The 23,669-nt window shown below is 38.2% G+C and carries 21 protein-coding genes; 19 read left to right on the top strand and 2 right to left on the bottom strand.

Going from position 1 to position 23,669, the window contains the following annotated elements; translation table 11 throughout:
- Positions 1–62: 62 nt before the first annotated feature.
- The 5 genes from N3I35_14825 to N3I35_14805 all read left to right on the top strand — a co-directional run bounded on the left by N3I35_14825 (position 63) and on the right by N3I35_14805 (position 5,645).
- On the top strand, positions 63–1,259 hold the full coding sequence (locus N3I35_14825; protein ID MCX8131352.1) for an amidohydrolase: 1,197 nt from the start codon (positions 63–65) through the stop codon (positions 1,257–1,259).
- A gap of 14 nt (positions 1,260–1,273) precedes the next feature.
- Positions 1,274–1,747 carry a tRNA (adenosine(37)-N6)-threonylcarbamoyltransferase complex ATPase subunit type 1 TsaE gene (gene tsaE / locus N3I35_14820; protein MCX8131351.1) on the top strand — a complete coding sequence of 158 codons (474 nt, stop codon included), beginning with the start codon at positions 1,274–1,276 and terminating at the stop codon, positions 1,745–1,747.
- Positions 1,748–1,803: 56 nt separating this feature from the next.
- Complete coding sequence (gene tsaB, locus N3I35_14815; protein ID MCX8131350.1) at positions 1,804–2,511, top strand: tRNA (adenosine(37)-N6)-threonylcarbamoyltransferase complex dimerization subunit type 1 TsaB; 708 nt, start codon at positions 1,804–1,806, stop codon at positions 2,509–2,511.
- A 3-nt stretch (positions 2,512–2,514) separates the two neighbouring features.
- Complete coding sequence (gene rimI, locus N3I35_14810) at positions 2,515–2,970, top strand: ribosomal protein S18-alanine N-acetyltransferase (GenBank protein ID MCX8131349.1); 456 nt, start codon at positions 2,515–2,517, stop codon at positions 2,968–2,970.
- A 251-nt stretch (positions 2,971–3,221) separates the two neighbouring features.
- Positions 3,222–5,645: an AAA family ATPase gene (locus N3I35_14805; protein MCX8131348.1), complete on the top strand. Its 2,424-nt coding sequence runs from the start codon at positions 3,222–3,224 to the stop codon at positions 5,643–5,645.
- Positions 5,646–5,714: 69 nt separating this feature from the next.
- On the opposite strand, the gene N3I35_14800 is transcribed toward N3I35_14805, so the two are convergent.
- Both N3I35_14800 and N3I35_14795 read right to left on the bottom strand, forming a co-directional pair.
- Positions 5,715–7,850, bottom strand: a complete 2,136-nt coding sequence (locus N3I35_14800) for a methyl-accepting chemotaxis protein (protein ID MCX8131347.1) — start codon at positions 7,848–7,850, stop codon at positions 5,715–5,717.
- A gap of 78 nt (positions 7,851–7,928) precedes the next feature.
- A complete protein-coding gene (locus N3I35_14795; protein MCX8131346.1) occupies positions 7,929–8,303 on the bottom strand; it encodes a DUF192 domain-containing protein in 375 nt (124 codons plus the stop codon).
- A gap of 469 nt (positions 8,304–8,772) precedes the next feature.
- Between N3I35_14795 and N3I35_14790 the strand changes: the two genes are divergently transcribed.
- The 14 genes from N3I35_14790 (at position 8,773) to N3I35_14725 (ending at position 23,647) form a co-directional block, all read left to right on the top strand.
- Positions 8,773–9,327 carry a sigma-70 family RNA polymerase sigma factor gene (locus N3I35_14790; protein ID MCX8131345.1) on the top strand — a complete coding sequence of 185 codons (555 nt, stop codon included), beginning with the start codon at positions 8,773–8,775 and terminating at the stop codon, positions 9,325–9,327.
- Positions 9,324–9,923 (top strand): zf-HC2 domain-containing protein, encoded by a 600-nt coding sequence (locus tag N3I35_14785; protein MCX8131344.1) that lies wholly within the window; start codon positions 9,324–9,326, stop codon positions 9,921–9,923. Before N3I35_14790 ends, N3I35_14785 begins: the two co-directional genes overlap by 4 nt.
- A gap of 229 nt (positions 9,924–10,152) precedes the next feature.
- Complete coding sequence (locus N3I35_14780; protein ID MCX8131343.1) at positions 10,153–10,566, top strand: hypothetical protein; 414 nt, start codon at positions 10,153–10,155, stop codon at positions 10,564–10,566.
- 62 nt (positions 10,567–10,628) lie between these two features.
- A complete protein-coding gene (locus N3I35_14775; GenBank protein ID MCX8131342.1) occupies positions 10,629–11,474 on the top strand; it encodes a VanW family protein in 846 nt (281 codons plus the stop codon).
- 290 nt (positions 11,475–11,764) lie between these two features.
- Entirely contained in the window at positions 11,765–12,019 is a 255-nt protein-coding gene (locus N3I35_14770) for an HPr family phosphocarrier protein (GenBank protein MCX8131341.1), read from the top strand.
- A gap of 183 nt (positions 12,020–12,202) precedes the next feature.
- A complete protein-coding gene (gene uvrC / locus N3I35_14765; GenBank protein MCX8131340.1) occupies positions 12,203–14,101 on the top strand; it encodes an excinuclease ABC subunit UvrC in 1,899 nt (632 codons plus the stop codon).
- Between the two features lie 48 nt (positions 14,102–14,149).
- Positions 14,150–14,854 carry a metallophosphoesterase gene (locus N3I35_14760; protein MCX8131339.1) on the top strand — a complete coding sequence of 235 codons (705 nt, stop codon included), beginning with the start codon at positions 14,150–14,152 and terminating at the stop codon, positions 14,852–14,854.
- 299 nt (positions 14,855–15,153) lie between these two features.
- Entirely contained in the window at positions 15,154–16,440 is a 1,287-nt protein-coding gene (gene tig / locus N3I35_14755) for a trigger factor (protein ID MCX8131338.1), read from the top strand.
- 253 nt (positions 16,441–16,693) lie between these two features.
- Complete coding sequence (gene clpP / locus N3I35_14750) at positions 16,694–17,278, top strand: ATP-dependent Clp endopeptidase proteolytic subunit ClpP (GenBank protein ID MCX8131337.1); 585 nt, start codon at positions 16,694–16,696, stop codon at positions 17,276–17,278.
- Positions 17,279–17,290: 12 nt separating this feature from the next.
- A complete protein-coding gene (clpX, locus tag N3I35_14745; protein ID MCX8131336.1) occupies positions 17,291–18,586 on the top strand; it encodes an ATP-dependent Clp protease ATP-binding subunit ClpX in 1,296 nt (431 codons plus the stop codon).
- A 235-nt stretch (positions 18,587–18,821) separates the two neighbouring features.
- Complete coding sequence (gene lonB / locus N3I35_14740) at positions 18,822–20,498, top strand: ATP-dependent protease LonB (GenBank protein ID MCX8131335.1); 1,677 nt, start codon at positions 18,822–18,824, stop codon at positions 20,496–20,498.
- Positions 20,499–20,659: 161 nt separating this feature from the next.
- A complete protein-coding gene (locus tag N3I35_14735) occupies positions 20,660–21,304 on the top strand; it encodes a thermonuclease family protein (protein ID MCX8131334.1) in 645 nt (214 codons plus the stop codon).
- 199 nt (positions 21,305–21,503) lie between these two features.
- Positions 21,504–22,316, top strand: a complete 813-nt coding sequence (locus N3I35_14730; GenBank protein MCX8131333.1) for an undecaprenyl-diphosphate phosphatase — start codon at positions 21,504–21,506, stop codon at positions 22,314–22,316.
- 299 nt (positions 22,317–22,615) lie between these two features.
- Positions 22,616–23,647, top strand: coding sequence for a LacI family transcriptional regulator (locus N3I35_14725; GenBank protein ID MCX8131332.1), 1,032 nt, complete (start codon positions 22,616–22,618; stop codon positions 23,645–23,647).
- Positions 23,648–23,669: the final 22 nt, after the last annotated feature.

Raw genomic sequence — 23,669 nt, 5'->3', positions numbered from 1 at the left:
TTTGTTGTATTTATCTGAGTGTTATAATAAAATATGGTTAATTATTATATATGGAGGTCCGAATGCTGTTAGTAAAAAACGGAAAAATCCTTACAATGGCCGGTAAAAGTCTTGATAAAGGATATATATTAGCTGATGAGGGGAAAATAATCGAAATAACTGAGAATAAGGATAAGATAGAGAAAAGGATTGAGGGAAAATCCGGTATTATAGTAGTAGACGCCGAAGGGGGATATGTTTTACCCGGATTTATAGATGCACATTGCCATATAGGTATATGGGAAGACTCTGTAGGTTTTGAGGGTGATGACGGCAACGAATCTACAGATCCTATCACACCACAATTGAGGGCTATTGATGGGGTGTACCACGCTGACCGTGCTTTTACAGAGGCGAGGGAAGGCGGAGTTACTACTGTCGTTACCGGTCCTGGCAGTGCTAATGTAATAGGTGGACAGTTTGCTGCTTTGAAAACATACGGAAGGCGTATTGAAGAAATGATACTGAAAGAACCCGTTGCTATGAAGGTTGCTTTTGGTGAAAATCCTAAAACGGTTTACAATGAAAAAAGACAGATGCCCATGACAAGAATGGCTACAGCAGCTTTACTCAGGGAAAATCTGATGAAGGCAAAAGAATATAAAGAGCAGATAGAGAAATATGAAGACAACAGTGAGGAAAATGAGAAGCCGGATTATGACATGAAGCTTGACGCACTGATGAGAGTTATCAAGAAAGAGATTCCTCTTAAAGCTCATGCTCACAGAGCAGATGATATACTTACAGCTATCAGGATAGCAAAGGAATTTGATGTGAACATCACGATTGAACACTGTACGGAAGGATATCTGATTCAGGATATTTTGAAGGAAGAAGGTATATCGGCTATAGTTGGGCCTCTTCTTACGGATCGTTCAAAAATTGAGCTGAAAAACCAGAGCATAAAAGCACCGGGCATTCTTTCAAAGGCTGGTATAAAGCTGGCAATAATGACGGATCACCCTTGCATACCGGTACAATACCTTGGATTATGCGCAGCTATGGCGGTAAAAGAGGGAATGGATGAAGAGTATGCTTTGAAAGCCATTACGATAAATGCAGCTGAAATCACAGGGATAGCTGACAGGGTAGGGAGCTTGGAGGTTGGTAAGGATGCGGATATGGTAATATTCAGCGGGCATCCTTTTGAACTGAAATCCAGGGTGATTTCTACCATAATAAACGGAAATGTTGTTTATCAAAAGGAATGTGGGGAGTAGAAAGGGAGATACGCATGAAGGTATTCAGAACATGTTCATCTATGGAGACCGTGGCAGTTGCAAGTGAGCTTGGAAAACTGCTGAGGCCGGGGGATGTTATATGCCTGAATGGTGATCTGGGAGCAGGTAAGACCGCTTTTACCAACGGAATAGCTGAGGCATTAGGAATTAAAAGATACATAACAAGTCCTACCTTTACCATAGTGAATGAATATGACGCGGATATTCCCCTATACCACTTCGATGTGTATAGAATATCCGATCCGGAGGAGATGTTTGATATCGGCTTTGAAGAATACCTCAGCGGAGAGGGTGTAGTGGTAGTAGAGTGGTCTGACCTGGTAAGAGATATCATACCGGAAGAGAATATAAGGGTGAATATCAATAAGGACATTTCCAACGGGCAAGATGTAAGGATAATAAGTATGCAGTTTATCGGAGACAGGTATAAGGAATATGAAAACCAGTTGGCAGGTCCTAACAAATAGAGTTTGAGAATGCTGAAAAAAAGGATAAGACCTACATTGTAAGGAGTATAGAAAATATGAAGATACTGGCGGTAGATACTTCGTCATCTGTAGCGGCAGTAGCAGTTATGGATAATGAGAAGCTTCTGGGTGAGTATTCTATAAATCATAAGAAAACGCACTCACAAAAGCTTATGCCTATGATTAAAGAACTAATGAGCAGTCTGGAGCTGCTTCCTGAAAATATTGATATATATGCGGCTTCAAGCGGGCCTGGGTCCTTTACGGGACTGAGAATCGGAGTAACAGCGGTTAAAGCTGTTGCATACGCAGTTCAAAAGCCTGTTATAAGCGTACCGACCCTCGATGCAATTGCATATAATATACCAGTGTGTGAATCACTTGTATGCCCGATTATGGATGCAAGGAATAGTCAGGTATATACAGCACTGTACAGGCGGGGCGACGGGGGGCATGAGAGAATTTCGGATTATGTGGGAGTTCATATATCCGAACTCATTGAAATGGTAAGGGATAAACATAGGAAAGTCATATTTGCCGGAGATGCCGTAGAAATTCATGGAGAACATCTCAAGAGCGAGCTGAAGGATTTTTGTGAGATGGCACCGGCCAATCTGCTGCTGCAGAAGGCGTCTTCGGTAGCTTATGTTGCACTGCTGAAAGCACGGAGGGGAGAGATGGAAAGCTGCTTTGAGATGGTTCCGTATTATCTGAGGAAGTCCCAGGCAGAGCGTGAACTGGAAAAAAGATGTCAGGTGGATTGAATTATGTACAGCCGGATATTGATTAAGAAAATGACAGAAGAACATATTGATGATGTAATGATAGTAGAAAACTTGAGTTTTAGGATACCCTGGTCAAGAAATGCTTTTGTTGAAGAGGTTACAAACAACAAGTTTGCAAGATATGTTACTGCGTTGATAGATGGAAAAGCAGTAGGTTATGCGGGTATGTGGAAAGTCTGTGATGAAGGTCATATTACTAATGTGGCGGTACATCCTGAGTTTAGAGGCAGCGGCATAGGTGCAGCTCTTGTTGAAAGGTTGGTTGAGCTAGCCAGTGGCGAAGGTATAGTTAGTATGACTCTTGAAGTCAGAAAAAGTAATATTGCAGCCCAGAGGCTCTATAGTAAGTACGGATTTGTCGAATCCGGCTGCAGGAAGGGCTATTATGCGGATAATGGGGAAGATGCCATTATTATGTGGAAAAACGATATAAATTGACCTGGACTTAAATTGTGTGATTTTACTATTTATATTTCTACAAAAAGCATATTGTAAAAAGGATTTTTATTGAAGTAAGTAGAATATACTAAAATAATTATTCTTTTTTCGACCATTTTTATTAGTATTTCTCTAACTTTATTATGTGAAACAAGTCAATTTCAGAGTCAAAAATCAATATTAATAAGTATAAGAAAAATTGCCAATTGAGTTTATCCTTAATTGCCGATCGATCAAAAGGGGGGCTCCACATGTCAAAAGCAAGTGTTAAAGAATTACCATATTACATGCTCAGGAATGAATGTGACCCAAGTATGTTTTCCTTCAGCGATACTTCAGAAGTTGAACCGTTGCATGAGATTATTGGCCAGGAACGGGCAGTTAAAGCTATGGAATTCGGGCTTAAGATAAAAATCCGCGGATATAACCTATATCTGTCCGGAGCCACGGGGACAGGTAAAACAAGTTATGCTCAAAACTACATAAAAAAGATAGCGGCAACTGAAAAAGTGCCTGATGACTGGTGCTATGTCTATAATTTTGATAAACCCAACCAGCCTACTGCAATAAATCTTCCAGCCGGAATGGGCAAAGTCTTTCAAAAAGACATGGACGAATTTATTAAAATACTTAAGCAGGAAATAACGAAAGCTTTTGACAGTGAGGATTATGAGACTGAAAAATCCTCCATAGAAAAAGAGTACGAGAGCAAAAGGGATGTTCTTATAGAAAAGCTTAATGAGGATGCGGAAAAGCAGGGTTTTAAGGTTAAGACAACCAACGCAGGCATATATTTCCTCCCGGTTATTGAGGGGAAAACTTTAAGTGAACAAGAATACGGAGAACTTGATGAACAGTTGAAGCAGGAGTTAAGTGAGAAATCCAGTATAATTCAACGGGAGACCATGGAGATTATCCGTAAACTGAGAAATATTGAGAAGGAAGCTGAGGAGAGAGTTGCCGAGTGGGAGAATAAAATTGCACTTTTTGCTGTAGGCATGCACATAAATGATCTTAAGGAGAAATACAGCACTTATGAGAAGATAAACACCTATCTGGAAAAGATGCAGGAGGATATACTGTCAAACCTTAGTGATTTCAGAGAAGAAGAGGCTGATGACGAACAGCAGCAGGTAATAATCCCCTGGGTAAAAAGTAATACAGAATCAGCTACAGACAAATACAAGGTGAATCTGCTGGTAGACAACAGCGAGCTTAAAGGGGCACCATTAATTACAGATTTCAATCCCACCTTCTACAATCTATTGGGAAAACTTGAGTATGAAAATGAATTTGGTACTATGACTACAGACTTCACAATGATAAAAGGCGGATTGTTTCATCAGGCTAATGGCGGTTATCTGATTTTACAGGCCAAGGATGTAATAAATAACGTACAATCATGGGAGTCGCTAAAAAGGGTACTGAAAACAAAACAGATAAGTATTGAGAATATGAAGGAGCAAATGGGACTGGTAGCAGTATCGGCCCTTAAACCTGAACCCATTCCGGTAAATATAAAAGTACTACTGGTAGGAAGTGAATACCTCTATCAGCTCATGTATGAATATGATGAAGACTTTAAAAAGCTGTTTAAAATAAAAGTAGACTTTGATGAAGAAATGGATAGGAATGAAGAGAATGTGATGAGGCTTGCCCAGTTCGTCAGTTCGTTCTGTAATAGAGAAGATACTTTGCATTTTGACAGGACCGGATTTGCAAAGGTTGTGGAGTATAGCTCAAGGTTGGTAGAAGATCAAAGCAAGCTCTCCACACGCTTCAATGATCTTGTAGAGATATTATGTGAATCTTGTGCGTGGGCGGAAATAGAAGGAAGTACTGTTGTCACAAAGGAGCATGTTAAGAAAGCTTTCATAGAAAAGGGAAACCGTTCAAACAAATATGATAAAAAGCTGCTCGAGCTGCTGGAAGATGGAACAATCATGATTGATACCAGCGGTGAGGTTATAGGTCAGATAAATGGATTGACTATACTTGACATGGGCGATTATGTTTTTGGAAAACCTTCAAGGATAACTGCAAACACCTATATGGGGGAAAGCGGTATTGTTAATATAGAGAGAGAGGTAGAGATGAGCGGTACTTCTCATACTAAGGGAGTGCTTATTCTGAGTGGCTATATCGGTCAGAAGTATGCCCAGGAGATACCCCTGTCATTATCGGGAAGCTTATGCTTTGAGCAGCTTTACAGCGGGGTTGATGGAGACAGTGCTTCCAGTGCAGAATTATACGCAATGCTATCCAGCCTTGCAGAAGTGCCTATTAAGCAAAGCATAGCTGTAACAGGTTCTGTTAATCAAAAGGGCGAGATTCAGCCGATCGGGGGAGCCACCAATAAAATCGAAGGATTTTTCGAGCTTTGCAAGCTGAGAGGGCTAACTGGGGACCAGGGAGTTATAATTCCTCATCAGAATACTAAAAACCTTGTACTAAACGATGAGGTGGTAGACGCAGTCAAAGCAGGTATGTTTCATATATATCCTGTGAAAACGATAGATGAGGGAATAGAAATACTTACAGGCGTGGAAGCAGGGGATAAGAAAGAAGACGGTACATATGCGGAAGATAGTATAAACTATAAGGTTTATGAGAAATTGAGACGTTTTGCAAAGACAGTTGTAGGCTTCGGTAAATCAGCAGGCAGTGAACAATAAGGGGATCAGTAAGTCTAGTAGGATAAAGTAAAAGAGCACTTCGTCGTGAAGTGCTCTTTTTTTATCGGGCTATATCTTAAACTGAGATATGGAACCATCAAGCTCCTGTGCCATCCTGTTCAAGTCTTTTGCAAAGTTGGACAACTCCTCTGCATCTTCCATTTGTTCCTCTGTGCTGGCCGATACCTCTTCAGAAGTTGCTGCAGCCTGCTGGGATACCGCCGAAACATTTTCTATGACACTGAGGGTTTTTTCCTTGGAGGCTATAATTTCTTTAACGGACATCTCCATATGGTCTATTTGCTCGGAGATGCCTTCCATCGCGCAAAGTATTGTTTTGAAAGCATGATCTGTTTCCTGCACTGCGTCCATTTGCTGGGTGATAATGGAACCGGCTGTATTTGCAGCCTCCGTTGTAACCTCTGTTTTCTGTTGAATAGTATTCAGAATATTATTTATCATTATGGATGCATCTTTTGATTGGTCTGCAAGCTTTTTTACTTCATCTGCAACAACAGCAAAGCCTTTACCTGCTGCCCCTGCTCTGGCAGCTTCTATTGAAGCATTTAAAGAGAGTAAATTCGTCTGCTCTGCGATATTAACTATAACTTTTACTATTTTTTTGATCTCCCTCATATCAAAGTTCAGGTTGTTTATATCATTTACAATCCTATTTGTCACCTCACTGGTTTGCATTGTTTTATCATTTAAGGCTTTTACTGCTGATAAAGCTTTTTCACTAAGCTTTTTAGTATTATTCACAACATCGAGTACATTATTTGTATCGTTACCTACTTTATTTATGTCATCAGACAGCCTGTTCATATAGTTCATACCCTGAGCTATTTCTGAGGCTTGCTCCGAAGCACCTTTGGCTATTTCCTGTATAGTATTGGAAACCTGCTCTGAGGACGCATAACTGTGTTCTGATGAAGCAGCTATCTTTTGGGCATTATCGATAACGCTAAGTGTAGAGCTGTGAACTTTTGAAATAAGGATCCTTATATTTGAAACCATGTCATCAAAATTGGTGACTAACTGGCCGATTTCATCCCTTCCACTATCATTTATGTTTATTGTAAGATCTCCGCTTTTGGCTTCTTTCATGAGTCTTCCAAGCTTGCTTAGAGGTGCGGATATACTTTGCGTTATCACATAAGAAAGTATGACAGCGATAAGTACACATACTATAAAGGAAATAAGTATAAGCCCCCCGATACTTCTGGATTCGGCATTCAGAAAGGAATAAGGTACGGCACCTACTATATACCAGCCGGTACTTTCATCAAGCTGCTTTGAAGTTATCATACACTTTTTGCCGTTTATATTTAAGGAAAAGGATTTGTTAGCATTAGCCTTTACTTTACTGATTATGGAGCCTTCTTTCAAATCAGCTTCTGAAGCCTTCTTTGCAGGCTCAAGTATTACATTCCCGGCGGAATCCAGCACATAAATGTTTGCTCCTGTGCCGATATCTACCTTCTCAAAAATACCGGTGATAACTTTGGGAGCTAACTCAGCAAAAACAAAACCGAGTGATTCGCCGGTAGTTATAGATACTAGCCGCTTTGATAATACAAGGTGTGCATTTTTGTTTGAATCATAAGTGTAATTCCAGGTAAGTTTCCCTTTAGCTTCAGTTGCGGTTTCTATCAGCTTTTTCAGGGATTTCTCATCTGTTGTAAAATAGGGACTGCCGTGTTGGGAAGAAAGCTCGTTATTTATATATATACAGATTGACATTATTTCGTTATTGGTAGTAAAAAACTTTGACATATACAGCTCTTGTATAGCATTTAGTTTTACAATCTTATCATAGGCATCTGCGTTTTCTATGCCGGTCAAACTGTCGGATAAGGTTTTGGAAGTAGAAAATTCGAGTATGGCATCCTTGTATTTGTTAATCTTTGTATTAACGTTTGTGCCTATCTGACTCATTATTTGATTGGAATACTTATCTATCTTTTCTTCTATGGCACTGCTGGATCTTCTGTAGGAGAATAAGCCTACTATGAATAATGGCAGAAGAGACAGTACAAGGAATGACACAATAAGCCTCGTCTGTATCCTTGTATTTCTTAATACTTTTCCTAAATCTGAAAGTTTATCCAAAAAACTATTTATCGCTTCCATATTTAGTTTTGTATAAGACTTCGGAAGTTTGGGAAGCTTTGGTTTCGGGATTTTATCCAAGCTAAATTTCATAACGGCATACCTCCATCATAGCAATGTATACTTTTGTATTCGACGAAATACATAAAATACCTTTTTAACTGAAAAATTTTATACTTCTATAAGATTTTGTTCTGAAGACAGTTTGCTAAAAGTCAGTCTGTCACCCACTTTCATTTCTGTTCTACTGATAGTTCCACATGGCAGTTCAAGTGCACAATAAGCTCTTTTTACTATCTTCGATACACGCCAGGGTTTGATGCCTTTGATAAGGTGAATTACTATATTGTCTTTATCTATAAAAACTATATCCAGAGAAAACTTCATAAAAAACATATGTATAGAATTACATGGCATTATCAATAAACCTTCGCCTTCGGGTAGGCTCGCTTTTCCCATCAAGCCCGCGAATCTGCTTATGAATGTATTGGCAGTTTTACAATTGACAGATATTATAGTATTACTTGCAGTATTCTTAACTATCATATTCTACCCGCCTATTAAGCTTATAGGTTATAGCTGGCATTTTTCTCTTCCAAAAACTCACAAAGCCAACCGCGCAGATTTTTAATTTTCGTACTGGAAATACTAATTAAGCAATTATCTGATTGAAACATTGTATTGTTATTCTAAAATATATACTTAATAAATAATTATATTTTAAATTGCATAAACCTGCCATGGTAAATTTGTACAGAGATAAGCGTATTATGAAATGTGTTATCCCCCAATTATAAAGGGAATGAATACATGCTGTCCTATACCTAAATTATATAACAAATTGCGGCTAAATACTAATAATTTTTTTCGACCAGCTTGGGAGTATCGCTCTTAAAAGATTTGCACATTGAAAACATTTTAGAATCAAAGCAGTTTAAATTTTTAAAAACAACAGACAATTGTCAGAATTTATCGTAAAATAGATATATGGGAAATGAGGGGAGGTGAAACATCGTTGGAAACAAGTGACCTCGAACTGGTGCAAAAATGCTTATCAGGCGAACAGGAAGTATTTTCGGAAATTGTCACCAGATATAAGAAGTTGATTTATAGTGTAGTTTATAATATGATAAGTGATAAGCAGGAAGTAAATGATATATCGCAGGAAGTATTTATAAGAATCTATAAGTCACTGGATAAATATAATCCTGAATACAAATTTTCTACATGGGCTGTAAAGATTGCGACCAATTTGTGTCTGGATATACTTAGAAAGAAAAAGGTTGATTCTGTATCAATAGACGAGGTAATAGACATTTCCAGCAGTGTAGACACTCCTGAAACAAGGTACATAAAGAAGGAAAAAAGTGAAATAATCAGGCAAGCTATAGCCGAACTGCCTGATAAATACAGAGTACCGATACTTTTATTCCATCAAAACGGTTTGTCATATGAAGAGATAACCGAAATATTGAAAGAACCGATGACTATAATAAAGAACAGACTTTATAGAGCAAGGCTGATGCTAAGGGAAAAGCTGGAGTCCCAAAGAAAGGAGGAGGTATTATGAGCTGTGGGTTATATGATGACAGTATGATGAAATATTTTGACAAAGAGCTCAATGATATTGAAACTGCACAATTCAAACAACACCTGAAGGGGTGTGTGAGTTGCAGCGAAGAATTTGAACAGCTGTCCGGCATTTTGGGCAGTATAGAAAAAGACATTTTTATTGAACCTCCGCTGGAATTTGAAGCTCAGGTTATGGGAAAAATAGCCGATCTGGAGCTTGCAGAGAGAAAGAAGCCTAGTGTTATTAAGATACTTATACTTGGAATGGGAACAATATTGACATTCCTTATGGCCTCAGCGCTTATCTACAGTATTTTAGGTATAAGCATATTCAAACTTATGTCTTATGCACTTAGTGATTCTCCTACTTTCGCTAATATATTCGAATCCGCAAACACTGCATTTGAGGGAGGAATTACTTCAATTGTAGAATATGCAAAAACTGTGCTGGAAGTCGGAATTGTTTTAGCAAAAGCACACTATTATATTGTAATACTGGTTGCGGTTTTGTTATTTGCACTTCAATGGATGATTGTAAGCCTCATAAAACAAAATATATATAGGCAGAAACAAGTAGTGCAGAATGCACGCTAAGTAATTTAAACCACACAACAGAATAATTACTACATTTTAAGTAAAGGACATAGTAGAAAAAATATTTTATAAAATTTTTTCTACTATGTCCTTTTATTTTCTCGAATATAAGTTTGCTTAATACTTACACTAATTATAGATTTGTAAGTCTAAACACAAATCTGAAAAAAGGAACGCTTTTGCACTGATATTTTACTGCTGTAGACAAATTGCATGAGGAGGTGAATTTATGGATGAGAATTTGAAAAACAATAATCAATATTCAAATACCATAGAGTCTCCTGAAGGTGAGCAAAAAGAAAGCATGCAGGAAAATGCCGATAACTACCGTAGTTTTACAATGGATAGTAAAGGAATAATCAGGCAGGACAATATTCATGCGGGAAGAGGCGGAACAGCCGTACTTACCCAGAGTATGAGAAGATTTATTGTACTGGGATGGATTAGTGCTGCGTTAACTGCGTTTGTTTCACCGTTGTTTGCAATAGCAGGTATCATATTTGGAGTATTGATAAACAGGCAATCTAAGGGTAAGGGAAATGTTATCATTATTACTAACACCGTATTGGCAGCGATTAACATTATTTTTGGATTTGGGATTCTTTTGCTTGTATCAATGAGCCGGATAATGACAGGATATTAAGGCATTTTAGGGGTAAGGGGTAGATATTTCTACCTCTCATTCCTAAAAAGGAGGAACTGGTGATGAAGAGGTATATAATAGTACTGTCCACAGTGTTCATGCTTTGTTTTTTCATTTTTTCAGCATGCAATTCTTATTCGGGGATTTCAAATGAAGAAAGCATAAAAAAGAATGTAATGGTTGAAGGAGAAAATGTAGGAGGTCTGAAGAAATCCGAAATAATGAGGAAAATACTTATATACTGCGGAAGGGTTGATAAAAGTGCACAAGATGCCAAGCTTGACAGTGAAACATGGGAAGTGGAAATAAATGAACACAGCGGGAAAAAGGTAAATGTAAAAAGGACTGTAGAATTGCTTCTGAATGCAAACCCGGGAGAGAAGGGCAGACTAATTATTGAAGAAGTACACCCAAGAGTTACAGCTGAAATGCTGGAAAATAATATAAAGCTGCTGGGAAGTTTTACAACAATCATTCTGGATCAGAGAGACGAGCGTACCAATAATATCCGTCTTGCTTCTGAGCGGCTGGATTATGTAAAGGTAGGGCCTGGGGAGGAATTTTCATTTAATGAAGTTTTAGGCAAGCGCACCCCAGGAAAGGGTTATGAAAAAGCACCAATTATAATAAAAACAGAAAAAGGACCTAAAAAGACATATGGAATCGGAGGAGGCATTTGTCAGTTATCCAGTACTCTTTATAATGCAGTGGAGGAAGCAGGACTAAAGATAACTGAAAGGCATTCCCATTCAAAAGCGGTGGGATATGTGCATAAGGGCAAAGATGCAATGGTATTATACGGTTCGGCGGATTTCAGATTTATTAATCCGGGAAATTATCCCATAATGATCAGAGTATTTATTTCTGGAGATAAACTGACGGTAAGGATACTTGAAAACAGGAATTGAGTTTGTTCCGACAGGCTTAATAGTCAGAGCATTCCTAAATTGATTTGTATTTTTTTTTATTATAATATAATATATGCTTATAAATAGGTTATTAAGTATATGTCATTAAATTGAAAAAATAAATTTACACATTGTTCATATTTATTGTAATATATACATATGAAACGCTCTAATGTGTGCGGTTATGGGCTGAAAGTAGCGGGTGTTAAGTGGGCAGTCTCACCTTCACACCGTTACTTGCTAATCGCATGACAATACGCACTATGTATATTCAGGAGGTTGTAATAGAAATGGTTACAAAAGAATTGACAGTTGAAGGAAAATCGGGGCTGGAATCAAAACCTGCAGCTTTGTTTATTCAGAAGGCATCAAGCTACAAATCCAGTATCTGGATAGAGAGAGAAGAACGAAAGGCAAATGCTAAAAGCCTTTTGGGGCTATTATCGCTCAGTATAGGATATGGAACCAGGATTACCATCACAGCTGAAGGGGAAGATGAGGAAAAAGCTATTGAGGAATTGGGAGAATACATAAATTGCTTGTAACCCTAAAATTGCCATAGAAACAAAAGAAAGTTGACGGTAAAATATACTTATAAGCGCAGCAAAGCTGCGCTTTGATCGTTAACTACAGGTTATTGAGTACAAGTATCGGCTTGCTCAGCCTTTCATAATATTAATGATGGCAGCAAGCGGCTGGCCGTTCTGTACCAAACAAGGTGAGGTATAATGTTTGATATTCATGAAGCGCTTAAAAAACTGCCCGATAAACCGGGCGTTTATATTATGAAAGACCAGTATGGAGAGATTATTTACGTAGGTAAGGCTGTAGTACTGAAAAATAGAGTAAGACAATACTTTCAAGCCTCTATTAATCATACTCCTAAAACAAGGCTCATGGTTTCCAAAATCGGGGAATTTGAATATATCGTTACCGATTCCGAACTTGAAGCGCTGATTCTGGAATGTAATCTAATAAAGAAATACAGACCCAGATTCAATATATTGCTAAAAGATGATAAAAACTTCTATCCTTATATCAAAATCACAATGAATGAGCAATATCCGAGAGTATTAATGACAAGACGGATCGAAAAGGATGGGGCAAAATATTTCGGGCCTTATGCCAGTGCTTTTACAGTCAAGAATACACTTGACCTGATAAAAAAAATATTTCCTATAAAATCCTGCAAAAAAGTGTTTCCAAGAGATATAGGAAAAGAAAGACCATGCCTTAATTATTATATATATCAGTGTCTGGGACCATGTCAGGGAGATATAAACAGGGATGAGTACAGAAGCCTGATGAAAGATATAGCAAACTTTCTCGATGGTAAGCAGGAAAATATCATAAACAGGTTGGAAAAAAATATGAGGGATGCTGCTGATAAAATGGAATTTGAAAAAGCAGCGGATTTAAGGGACAAACTGAACAGTTTAAAGCTGATTGCCGAAAAGCAGAAGGTTTTATCCACATCTATGGAAGATCAAGACGTTATAGCCTTTGCAAAAGATAAAACCGACTCGTGCATACAGGTATTCTTTATTCGCGGAGGCAAACTGGTAGGCAGGGAGCATTTTGTGTTTGAGGGTATAGGCGAGCTGGAGGACAGAGAGCTTATGTCATCTTTTATAAAACAGTTCTATAGTACAGCTGCTTATATACCGGGCGAAATAATCATTCAGGAAGAAATAGATGAAATAGATGTAATTGAGAGGTGGCTCAGTGAAAAACGTGCTTCAATAAATGAAAGAAAAACTGCAAGAGTTCATATAAAGATTCCTAGAAAAGGAGAAAAGCATGAATTGATTGAAATGGTCGGGCAGAATGCGGAGATAGCCTTGAACCAGTTCAAGGATAAGGTGCGGAAGGAAGAAACTTTGTCTTCAGGGGGTCTGGAAGGTATAGCAGGACTTCTTGGTCTTGAAAATCCGCCTGAGAGGATAGAAGCTTATGATATTTCTAACACAGGCTCTACAGAAATAGTTGCTTCAATGGTAGTATTCGAAAATGGTATGCCTTCAAAAAAGGAATACAGGAGATTTAAAATAAAATCCATAGATAAGCAAAACGACTATGCAAGTATGCAGGAAGTTATATACAGACGGTTTAAACGTGCAGAAAGGGAAAGAGATGAATACGCTTCAATACACGAAGGATCACTCCCCGGACAGCCGCCAAAATTTATGAGACTTCCGGATTTAATTCTGATAGACGGAGGATTAGGGCATCTGAACTCAGTCAATGAAGTTTTAAGAAACTTGGAAATCAGCATACCTGCTCTTGGAATGGTTAAAAACGACAAGCACAGGACAAGGGGACTGATATCAAATGGGAAAGAGTATGATTTATCAGCAAATCTGCCTGTTTTAAGGTTTGTCACAGCTATACAGGATGAAGCTCACAGGTTTGCTGTAGAGTATAACAGGAAGCTTAGAAATAAAAGATATACAGGGTCGGTTCTTGAAGAAATTGAAGGTATTGGAGAAAAACGCAAGAAGGCTCTGTTAAAGCACTTTGGTTCTGTGAACAAGATAAAATCAGCCGGACTTGACGATCTTACTGCTGTTGAAGGCATTAATAAGGATGTAGCGGAAAAAATATATAATTACTTTCATAATAATTGAGAGGTGGAGAGTGAGTATACTCTCAACTGTGCAGCGAGGGATTACTTTATGGCAATCTATGCAATTTCTGATTTGCACCTGGCTTTCAGTATAGAAAAACCCATGGATATATTTGGTGCCAGGTGGGAAAATTATATGGAGAAAATAAAAACAAACTGGAATGATATTGTTACTGACAATGATTATGTGATCATTCCCGGAGATATTTCATGGGCTACTTATCTGGAACAGGCATATGAGGACTTCAAATTCATAGACGGACTTCCGGGAAGGAAGTTAATATCAAAGGGAAACCATGATTATTGGTGGACTACGATGAACAAGCTGGAGCAGTTTTTAAACAGCAACTGCTTTTCGACTATAAGTTTCATGCATAATAACAGCTTTGAGATCGAAGGGAAAGTAGTTTGTGGTACAAGAGGGTGGAAATGTCCGGGAGACGACGATTTCAGCGCTGAAGACAGAAAGATATTTAGCAGGGAATTGCAAAGGCTGGATTTATCACTGAAGAGTGCCAGTTCAGGCAATAGCGGGGAAATAATTGTGGCTCTTCATTATCCTCCCTTTAATTCAAAGTGGGAAATTTCCGAATTTGTAACAGTCATGAAAAGCTATAATGTAAAGGTGTGCTTATATGGACATATACACGGAGAGGCATGTAAACATGCTGCAGAAGGCGTAATTGAGGAGATAAGCTTTAAGTTTATATCCTCTGACTACTTAAATTTCAAACCGTTAAGAATATTTCCATAAGGTTTTACTAATGCAAAGAGGAAATAACAAGAAAATATTTCTTTTTTTCGACCTTTTTGTTGGAATTTAAAAAAGTATTGTGTTATAATGTAAGGGTTAATTTGAAGGAGACTGCCTATAGCACTAAGGCGCAGTTGACAATGTACAATTGACAGTTAATAATGAATGATCGAGGGTTTTAGTGTCATAGAGGTTTACAACAGAGGCTTTTATGCATGTTGAGACATTCTTGGTTTTATTATTGATTAATATATAAATTATCATTTTATAATTTAATATGGTAGGAGGATACATAATAAATGAACGTTAAAGTGGAAAATATTGATAAGAATGTTGTACAACTTGAGATAGAAGTTGATGCAGCGAAATTTGAAGAAGGTATGCAAAAATCCTTTTCAAAGAATGCCGGCAGGTTTAACATACCCGGGTTCAGAAAAGGTAAAGCTCCAAGAAAAATGGTTGAGAGATACTATGGTGAGCAGGTACTTTACGAGGATGCCATAAATATAGTGTGCCCTGAGGCTTATGACAAAGCAGTTGAGGAAAATGACATTCATCCTGTAGAAAGACCGGAAATTGACATCAAGCAGATAGGAAACGGAGAAAATCTTATATTTACTGCTAAAGTTACAACCAAGCCTGAAGTGGAATTAGGTGAATACAAAGCTGTAGAAGTAAATAAAGTGGAAGTAAACGTTACAGATGAGGATGTAGAAAAAGAACTCAACAAAGCAGCAGAGAAAAATGCAAGAATTATTACTGTTGAAGACAGACCTGTACAATCTGGCGACATTACAGTCATTGACTTTGAAGGGTTTATTGACGACGTGGCTTTTGAAGGTGGCAAAGGTACAAATTATGAATTGACTATTGGCTCTGGACAGTTCATACCGGGATTTGAGGATCAGCTTATCGGTGCTAAAGCGGGAGATGAGATAGACGTAAATGTTTCCTTCCCTGAAGACTATGGAAAAGAAGAGTTAGCTGGTAAACCGGCTTTGTTCAAAGTGAAAGTAAATGAGATAAAAGTAAAGGAACTTCCGGCATTAGATGATGAATTTGCAAAGGATGTAAGTGAGTTTGATACTTTAGATGCATATAAAGACAGCCTGAAGGAGAAGCTTACAAAAGATGCCGAACACAAAGCAAAGCATCAGACTGAAGATGCAATAATAGATAAGGTTGTAAATAATGCTAGCGTTGAAATACCAAAGGTAATGATTGAAAAGAGAATAGACAATCTGGTATATGACTTTGATATGAGACTTCGTTACCAGGGTCTCGATATAAACAAATATATTGAGATAATGGGGATGGATGCAAACTCCTTCAGGGGACAGTTTGAGAGTAGAGCAGAAGGTGAAGTAAAATCACAGCTTGTGCTTGAAAAAGTGAGCAAAGTGGAAAACATAACGGTAGCTGACGACGAAGTAAGCGAAGAAATCAAAAAAATGGCGGAAAATTATAAGCAGAGTGAGGAAGAATTTAAGAAACATTTGAAGGAAGACGATATAGAATATATTAAGAATAGTTTAGTCATGAAAAAGACCGTTGACTTTATTGTAGAAAATGCAAAAATAGTATAATGGACTGATTTGTTTCAGGCTTGACTTGTTTTGTTATACAGTTTTCCTGCATATGTGTTTATTTCGCAGGGAAAGTGGGAATGAATATATGGGACACCTTTGGTGCGGTATTGTACCTGAGGACGTATTAGCTATAGGTAATGGGTAGTGGCGGGGTGTCCCCGCCAATATCCATTTTACAAAATAAGCGTGAAAGTAAAGCTTTCATATTTATACTTACTCAATACTATTACATTATTAAGGAGGCGAAATTATGAGTCTGGTTCCTGTAGTTGTCGAACAAACAAACCGTGGTGAACGTTCCTACGATATCTATTCCAGGTTGCTTAAAGACAGGATTATAATGCTGAGTGATGAGGTAAATGATGTGACAGCAAGCTTAGTAATTGCTCAGATGCTGTTCCTTGAAGCAGAAGATCCCGATAAGGATATATTACTTTACATAAATAGCCCGGGGGGCTCAGTAACATCCGGATTTGCTATTTATGATACTATGCAATACGTGAAATGTGATGTTTCTACTATTTGTATAGGTATGGCTGCAAGCATGGGTGCTTTCCTGTTGACAGCGGGTACTAAGGGAAAGAGATTTGCTCTCCCCAACAGTGAAATTATGATACATCAGCCTTCTGGCGGTGCACGTGGCCAGGCAACAGATATCAAGATACATGCGGAATATATTTTGAAGAAAAAAGAAAGAATAAATAGGATATTAAGTGAAAGAACAGGCCAACCTATCGAAAAGATTGAAAGAGATTCAGAAAGAGATTTCTTTATGTCGGCAGAAGAAGCTAAAGCATATGGCATAGTTGATGAAATAATGGTTAGAAGGAAATAAAAGAGGTGTGATATGTCAAGGTATGATGAAAAGAAGCAGTTGAAATGCTCCTTCTGCGGAAAGACGCAGGAACAAGTCAAAAGACTTGTTGCAGGACCCGGCGTTTATATCTGTGACGAATGTATAGAACTCTGTTCTGAAATAATTGAAGAGGAGTTCGAAGAAGCAAAAGGTGATACCGAGCTTAATGATGTTCCAAAACCAAAGGAAATAAAAGAAATACTTGATCAGTATGTTATTGGGCAGGATTCTGCAAAGAAATCGCTGGCTGTTGCAGTGTATAACCACTATAAAAGGATAAATACTGAAACTAAAGCAGGAGATGTTGAACTGCAGAAGAGCAATATAGTTATGCTGGGACCTACAGGTTCTGGAAAAACATTACTGGCGCAAACATTGGCTAAGATTCTTAATGTACCTTTTGCTATAGCTGATGCAACATCATTGACGGAAGCAGGTTATGTAGGGGAAGATGTTGAGAACATTCTCCTTAAATTGATTCAGGCTGCGGATTATGATATAGAAAAAGCAGAAAAAGGTATAATTTATATAGACGAAATAGATAAAATAGCTAGGAAATCAGAGAATCCGTCAATAACGAGAGATGTAAGCGGAGAAGGAGTTCAGCAGGCGCTTCTGAAGATACTTGAAGGAACAGTTGCTTCGGTTCCACCTCAGGGAGGAAGAAAACATCCACACCAGGAATTCATACAGATAGATACTACAAATATCCTGTTTATATGTGGTGGAGCATTTGACGGCATAGAAAAGATTATACAAAACAGAACAGGGAAGAAATCTCTGGGGTTTGGTGCGAAAATAGAAAGCTCCAAGGAAAAGGATGTAGGTGAAGTGTTGAAAAACATACTTCCGCAGGATCTTCTGAAATTTGGACTTATACCTGAGTTTGTGGGAAGGCTGCCTATTGTTGTGACGCTGCATTCACTTGACAGACAGGCACTGATTCAGATACTTACAGAACCAAAGAACGCCTTGGTCAAGCAGTACCAGAAACTCTTTGAAATGGACGATGTACTGCTTGAGATTGAAAGTGACGCTTTAGAAGCTGTCGCTGAAAAAGCAATCAGCAGAAACACAGGGGCCAGAGGGCTAAGAGCAATACTTGAGGAGATAATGCTGGAGGTAATGTATGATGTACCGTCATCTGTTAATATTGAAAAATGTATTATCAGTAAAGACACGGTAGAAAACAGAGCAGCTCCCCAGTTGGTTATAAATGAGAATAGAAAGTCTTTAAAAAAGCCTATTAGCAAAAAGGCAAGGGTAAAGCGTGAATCTGTATCATAAAAGTTCCAGATATATAAAAAGGACGGTTCTTCCGGTGGAAATCACTGGGAAAACCGTCCTTTTTATAATATTGAAATATATTCCTATTTATTATTGCAGGATAAAAAAGTCTACATCGTTAATACTAAATACAGCAAGTATTTAGTGAAGAATATCAATAAAAGCCGCATGATGCATTGTTCGGATATAATCTATACGAAGGAACAGCATGAATGATGATTAGGAGGAAGGGACATTGCTCACAAGTACATTATTTATCATACAGTTTTTTTTCTCAATCATTATAGGGTTATATTTCTTGAATCTGTTAAAGTCTCAGCAAGGTAATAAGAGTGCAATTGACAAGGAGTCAAGAAAGGAATTGGATAAGCTTAGGCGATTAAGGGAGATAAAGCTTACAGAACCTTTATCAGAAAAAACCAGACCTTCCACATTGAATGACATAGTAGGTCAGGAACAGGGCTTGAAAGCTCTTAGAGCTGCTTTATGCGGACCTAATCCACAGCATGTCATAATTTATGGACCTCCGGGAATTGGAAAAACAGCTGCAGCTAGGGTTATACTTGAAGAGGCTAAATCCATTTCCATATCACCTTTCAGAAAGGAAGCAAAATTTGTAGAGATTGATGCTACGACATTACGGTTTGATGAGAGAGGAATTGCAGACCCATTGATGGGATCTGTACATGACCCTATTTATCAGGGGGCCGGAGCTTACGGAGTAGCAGGCATTCCCCAACCCAAACCAGGTGCTGTAACAAAGGCCCATGGAGGAATACTTTTTATTGATGAAATAGGCGAATTACATCCTTCGCAAATCAATAAACTCCTTAAAGTACTGGAGGACAGAAGGGTGTTTTTAGAGAGTGCTTATTATAGCTCTGAGGATAATAATATACCCTCGCATATACATGAAATTTTCCAGAAAGGGCTGCCTGCCGATTTTAGACTGGTAGGTGCGACCACAAGAACTGCTGACGAACTTCCGCCTGCTTTGAGATCAAGATGTGCTGAAATATACTTCAGGCCTCTTGTGCCGGGGGAGGTAGCCAAAATTGCCAGAAACGCAGCTTTAAGAGGTGGCTTCAAGGTGGAAGAGCAGTTTGACGGGCTAATCGCCAAATATGCGCAGAATGGCAGGGATGCAGTCAATATAGTACAAATAGCCGGGGGAATTGCACAGATAGAAAATAGGAGCCTTATCACCAGAAAGGATATTGAGTGGGTAATTGAGTTTGGACATTATAGTCCTCGCCTGGAAAAGAAGGTCTGCGCTATAGAGCAGGTGGGCTGTATAAATGGACTGGCGGTTTTCGGCAGCAATACAGGCACAGTATTAGATATAGAAGTATCTGCTATAAAGGTTTCTTCAGGTAAAGGCAATATCAAGATAACCGGTATAGTGGAGGAAGAAGAAATGGGAGGGCATGGACACAAATATAAAAGAACCAGTTCAGCAAAAGGGTCCGTGGAAAACGTAATGACCGTTTTAAACAGGTTTATGGATATAGACATAAAAGAATACGATCTGCATATGAATTTTCCTGGAGGAGTGCCTATTGACGGGCCTTCAGCCGGAATAGCCATAGCTACGGCAGTGTACTCTGCCATAAAGAATATACCGATAAGCGGAGATATTGCAATGACAGGAGAATTATCAATAAGGGGGAAAGTAAAGCCGGTAGGAGGAGTAGTTGCTAAAGTTGAAGCAGCAAAACTGGCGGGTATAAAAAGGGTGCTGATTCCGGAAGAAAACTGGCAGGAGTTATTTACGGATATGGGCATAGAGGTTATTCCTGTTGAGAATATAAATCAGGTAATAGATATAGCATTCAACAAGGAAAGTTCAAAAACAGAAGAAGTTATGGTGCCGGGACAGAATGTGGCGATACTTACCGCTTCCAGTACCTGATATAAATTTAAAGGTAGTTTATTAAGGATGTATAAACAAAATTTATACATCCTTTTAGTTTGATTGGGTTTATTGATATGCTAAAATAATAATACGCACACGTTCTGTTTTTAGAGTTAATCAGGACGACTGCGCTATTTTATTTACAAGGTGGTTGTTTAATGAAAAATAGGCTTTTGGCTCCCATTGCGGCTATTATTATAATACTTGGCGGATTGGTTTATACTAACTTTGATTTTACCCAGTTCAACCCGGTTAAAAATATTCAGACAAGTGAGGTTGTACCGGAAGCTCCTGTTAAGCTGCTGGAAACCAAGAGCGAGGGTATGGCTCCTCACAAATATATAAACGCTTTGGTAACTAAGGTAGTCGATGGTGATACCATTCACATAGAGTATAAAAAAAAGAAGTATAAAGTAAGGCTGCTCGCGGTGGATACTCCGGAAAGTGTAGAACAGGGTGTGGCTGTTCAGCCTTATAGTAAGGAAGCTGCGCAATTTCTTAAGAATTCTGTTTTAAACAGGGAAGTCAGACTGGTTTTCGAAAAAGGTATAAAGGACAGGTATGGCAGATTACTTGCGCACGTTATAGCAGATGGAAAAAAGCATATTAATTCTATGCTTGTGAGGAATGGGTTTGCAAGGGTGGAAATCATATCCCCAAATAAGACCTTCAGCGATTATCTATACAGGCTTCAGGAAGATGCGATAAAAGAGAGGAAGGGAATGTGGAGCTTGCCTGAGGATCAGCAGCCTTTTATAAGAAGCAGTGGACATAAATATGTTCCGAGAGAAAAGAAAAAATAGAAAGCTTTTGCGACTATTTCTTAATGTTTTCTTAAAAATAAGGAAATAGTGTTTACATCTTTTTTTCCGGAGTATATTATAATATGTGGTTTAACTTAATGTTTTTTATCATCTGGCTTTTCATAAAAATCTATCAAACCGGCACATTAGGTTTACCTAAATAAAGGATTTGAAATATATTATATCGGGAGAATTTATAATGAGTGTAATACAAGGGCTTATTCTAGGACTGATTCAAGGATTGACGGAGTTTTTACCTATCAGCAGTTCGGGTCATTTGGTATTGTTTCAAAAGCTTTTTGGACTTAAAGAAGGGGTGCTTACATTTGATGCTGCTCTGCATCTGGCTACCTTACTTGCAGTAGTCTGGATTTTCAGAGAAGATATCATAAATATGATTAAGAAGCCTTTTTCAAAGCTAACCTTGTTGGTGGTAGTAGGAACGATACCAACAGGCATTATCGGGATAGCATTCAAAGATCAAATTGAAAAAATATTTGAATCAGGTGTTACGATAGGAATAGAATTTATTTTGACAGGTATTATTTTATGGCTTGCCGAAAGTATCAGAAGAAAAAACAAGGGAATTGAGAAAACAAGCTACCTGGATGCAACATTGATGGGAACTGCACAGGCGATAGCGATACTTCCAGCAATATCACGTTCGGGGCTTACCCTGGCAGCGGCATTGATGAGAGGTCTGAATAGAGAATTTGCGCTCAGACTCTCTTTCTTAATATCTATAATTCCTATATTCGGAGCAGTGGTTTTTGATTTGAAAGATGCATTAGAGCCTGGAAATGGTATCACGTCAGGGGTAGAAGTGCTGCCGCTTTTGGTTGGCATGGGGGCGGCAGCCATATCGGGTTATCTTGCAATAAAATTTATGCTTAAGATATTTTCTAAAGCAAGTTTGAAGATTTTTTCATACTATGTGTTTATATTAGGAGCCCTTATTATAGCAGAACAGCTTGTGAGAGGCAGCAACAGCATATTTGGCGGATTATTCTGATATATAGGACTCAGGTCCTATATATGGTACCCAAGTCCCTGAAAACAAAAGTACGAACGCACTATATAATTTGAAGGAATACTTTGGTAATATAATGGTGAACATTAGCATTTCTCCTATTTGGGGACATGGGGTATAACAACTCCATGTTTTTTTGTTATAGGGCAATAGTTATTTCATAGATAAAATTCCATGAAACATAGATATTGACAAACATTAGTGGGAAATGTTATTATTAATTTGCGGTTAAGTTTACATAGTTAACCGGTTAACTGATTGACTAACTAGCGGGAGATGGAATGAAGAATCGAACAACAATCCGTGACGTGGCAAAGTATCTTGGAGTTTCTGTTGCCACTATTTCCAATGTATTAAATGATATAAACAAAACCTCGGAAGAAACAAGGGAGCGTGTTTTGCAGGCAGTAAAGGAACTGGACTATCAGCCGGATTTTACTGCACGCAGTTTAGCAAAGAGAAAATCGAACCTTATTGGTGTAATGCTTCCCTATATTGAAGAAAATACCGATACCAGTTTTTTATCGCGGGATAATTTTTTCTATGGAGAGTTTATTGGCGGAATAGAACATGGAACTAAGCTAAGAGGCTATGATTATCTTATTACCGGTACCAAATCGGGACAAAGCTGTAAGGAGTGGATCAAGAAAAGAAACCTGGATGGGATAATAATAATGGGTATCTATCCGGAGGCTTTGTTTAATGAATTTAAAAAGATGAATATACCGGTTGTATTAATAGATACTTATGAGAAGTACACCGGAAGATTTCATAACATAGCAATTGATGACAAATCCGGTGGTATGACTGCTGCAAACCACCTTATATCACTGGGACACAAAAGAATTGCACTTGCGACAGGCTCTATAAATACCAGTGATGTAAACTTTATGAGGTATGAAGGGTATAAAAAGGCTTTACAGGATTCCAACATAACTTTTGATGAAAAGCTGATTTATGAGGATGAAGTATCCTTTGCCGGAGGCTATAGAATAGGTGAGGAGATACTGAAAAGAAACAGTGATATTACTGCCGTATTTGCTGTGGCAGATATTCTGGCTTTGGGCATAATGAAGTCTTTTGTGAAAAACGGAAAATCCATACCTGATGATTTGTCCATAGTAGGGTTTGACAATCTTAAAATGTGTGAATTTGTAACGCCGGGACTAACGACTATAAGTCAGAATATTTTTAAAAAAGGTGTCATTGCGGCAGATACGCTACTTGATGATATAGAATCCGGTGTGAGTACAAAGGAAAGAATTACATTGCCAATTAAGCTGGTTGTCAGGGAATCCACTAAAAGTATATAATTTTTTTTATTAATTGGTTAAC

It is taken from the genome of Clostridia bacterium (genome assembly GCA_026414765.1).
Classification (GTDB): domain Bacteria; phylum Bacillota; class Clostridia; order Acetivibrionales; family DSM-27016; genus SKW86.
The sequence above is the reverse complement of the archived record's forward strand: the minus strand, read 5'-3'. Positions and strand labels throughout refer to the sequence as shown.